We start from the raw sequence: 2,755 nt of genomic DNA on the forward strand, positions 1-2,755 counted from the left end.
GATACGGACATCCAATGTGAGGAACCATTTCAGCTCAATGTCTTCTTGGACTCGGATCCTGATGACAATTGTGAATACGAATTGGTATTACTGGATACCTGGGGTAATGGCTGGAACAATGGTGAAGTAGAAGTGATAATCGATGGAGTGAGCACATTCTATACGCTCACGCCAGCTGATGGAGTCAGCAATAGCTTTGTAATACCCGTCAATCACGAATCCACCATATCGATCATCTACACGCCCGGTGATATCGGTTCGAATCAAGAACCTGCTCAAAATGAATATATCCTGCTCAATGCCAATGGCGATGTGGTATTCTCAGATGGCGAGTTCGGCACTGAACCCACCAATGGACTGTCATACAGTGGTACGGCATTTTGCTTTCCACCTGAACCCCCATTGAATTATTCTTGGACCCCGGTCGAGAATCTGAATAATCCAGCTGCTCAAAGCCCTATAGTCAGTGGATTGGTGGAAACGACCACATTCACTGTCGAAGTATGGCAGCCCAACCATCCGGATTGCCGATTCACCGATGAGATCACCTTGACGGTGTCAGGTGCCTTATCTGCAGGTACGGATATCACCGATTGTGCAATGTCCTATGGTCTGGAAGGAAGCATGGTCCCCAATGGTGAATGGACTGCTCCAGCAGGTGCTGATGTGACCTTTGCAAATCCCAGTGTCCACAATACGCAGGTAACGGCCGGAACGGCTGGCACGTATACTTTGACTTGGACAGACCTCGATGGCCAATCTTGTCCAACATCGTCCGATATCGAGGTCACCTTCTTTGATGGGGTCATGATAGACCCAGTGATAACAGAACCATTCTGTTTTGGTCAATGTACAGGCGAAGTGAATGTGGATGCCAGTGGTGGAAGTATTGCACCCGGAACGGATTATACTTATGAATTCTCAGAAGGGACGCCAGGTCTGACTGCCGATCAGATCATCAATGTATGCTCAGGAAACTATACGTTGACCGTTTCAGACAACTATGATTGTGCATCAACTGTGGATTTCTTTGTGGGGCAGCCTCCTGCACCGATCATCGATTCGATATCCTCCGACCGCGAGTCCTGCCTCGGATTCTGTGATGGGCAATTGATAGTCTATTCTCAGGTGGCAGAGACCTACAGCTTTGATGGAGGCGACAGTTTCCAGATGGACAGTATCAACAATTCGCTCTGCGGTGGCTTCTATGAGGTGGTGATAGCAGATGGAAATGGTTGCGAGGCCAGCATGGATGCCTTGGTCGCCTCTCCAATTGCACCTGAAGCGTTATTTGCGGCCGACCCCGTGCGGACAGGACTCTTTGATCCACTCATACAGTTCACCAATTTCTCTGAAGGAAATCTACTCAACGATTGGACCTTCGGAGTGTTGAATACGGTCGGCACCTCCACCGAGGAACATCCTTCTTTTTTCTTTCCTACCATACCGGGTATCTACACCGTACAGTTGATCATCACGGATAGCATAGGCTGCACGGATTCTTCTCGGGTGGATATCGAGATTATGGATGAATTCCAGTTATTTGTACCGAGTGCATTCTCTCCGAATGATGACGGTATCAACGATATCTTTCATTTGGAGATACAGGACCTCTCGCCCATTGAGTATAACTTCCAGGTCTTCGACCGGTGGGGTAATGTGGTGTTTGAGACCAACGAATATCCGACTCAATGGAATGGTCAAGGAAACATCGACCAGAACTACTTTGTTGCGAATGGAGTTTACGTATGGCGGGTCAAGGCACGTTCCTCCTCGACCACAGCTAGGATAGAACGCATGGGAATGGTCACCGTGATCCGTTGACCATGGCCTTGATGTGTTGACCTATCTCATGCGCATCGATGGACTGATGTGAAGCATGAAAAATTGGTTTTCCTTCATACAACACCACCACTTGAGGACTTTGATGTACTACTCCGAATCTAGATTCAATAGCATTTGAGATTTCTCGGTAAGCGAGTAGATCCAGTAAGTACACCTCTGTACTCTCTTTGCTATCCCAATCATTCTCGAAATTGCGTAACACGTGCCTACTGATACCACATCGTGTACTGTGCTTGAAGATGACCTGAGGCCTTGCTTCCGAATTCTTGAGAAGGGTCTCCAGAGCATCCATTGATCTCAGTCCTTCCCAAATGGACCGGTCTGAATCCGTTGAATCCTTATTTCCAAATAGTGAGAATCCCATCAATTTGTTCTTCCTGGGTATACATGCAATGCCTCTCTGATGATCTGTACCGATTCGATGAGATCCTCCTGTCTTAGGACATAGGCTAATCTTACTTCGTTCTTACCGGCTCCTTCGCTGGCATAAAAGCCCGATCCTGGCGCCATCATCACCGTCTTACCTTCTAGCTGGTAATTTTCTAGTATCCATTGGCAAAAACGGTCCGAATCATCGATCGGCAGTCGGGCCATACAGTAAAATGCACCTTTTGGTTTCGGGCAAAGCACTCCAGGGATGGAATTCAGTCCATCTACCAGTACATTTCTTCTCAAGTTATACTCTCTATTCACTTCATCAAAATAGCTCTGAGGAGTGTCCAAGGCGAATTCTCCCGCGATCTGGCCTAGTGTAGGAGGACTCAATCTGGCCTGAGCAAATTTCATCACAGCATCCAATACTGTCTTGTTCTTAGTGACCAATGCACCGACCCGGGCTCCGCACATACTATAACGCTTCGACACAGAATCGATCACGATAACATTATCTTGGATCTCATTCAATTTCAGA

The 2,755-nt window shown here is 47.4% G+C and carries 3 protein-coding genes; 1 reads left to right on the plus strand and 2 read right to left on the minus strand.

Going from position 1 to position 2,755, the window contains the following annotated elements:
- The coding region (locus HKN79_06520) for a gliding motility-associated C-terminal domain-containing protein (protein NNC83213.1) at nucleotides 1–1,824 on the plus strand (1,824 nt) is incomplete at its 5' end.
- Here HKN79_06520 and ytxJ read toward each other — a convergent pair.
- Nucleotides 1,808–2,209 (minus strand): bacillithiol system redox-active protein YtxJ, encoded by a 402-nt coding sequence (ytxJ, locus tag HKN79_06525; protein ID NNC83214.1) that lies wholly within the window; start codon nucleotides 2,207–2,209, stop codon nucleotides 1,808–1,810. The two genes, HKN79_06520 and ytxJ, sit on opposite strands and share 17 nt — an antisense overlap.
- A partial coding sequence (locus HKN79_06530) for an aminotransferase class I/II-fold pyridoxal phosphate-dependent enzyme (GenBank protein ID NNC83215.1) occupies nucleotides 2,209–2,755 on the minus strand: 547 nt, incomplete at its 5' end. The genes HKN79_06530 and ytxJ, both read right to left, overlap by 1 nt.

Source organism: Flavobacteriales bacterium (assembly GCA_013001705.1).
Classification (GTDB): Bacteria; Bacteroidota; Bacteroidia; order Flavobacteriales_D; family JABDKJ01; genus JABDLZ01.

Bases quoted from the DNA above. Each gene is read 5' to 3' on its own strand.
- ytxJ (NNC83214.1), bottom strand. From the start codon at position 2,209: ATGGGATTCTCACTATTTGGAAATAAGGATTCAACGGATTCAGACCGG.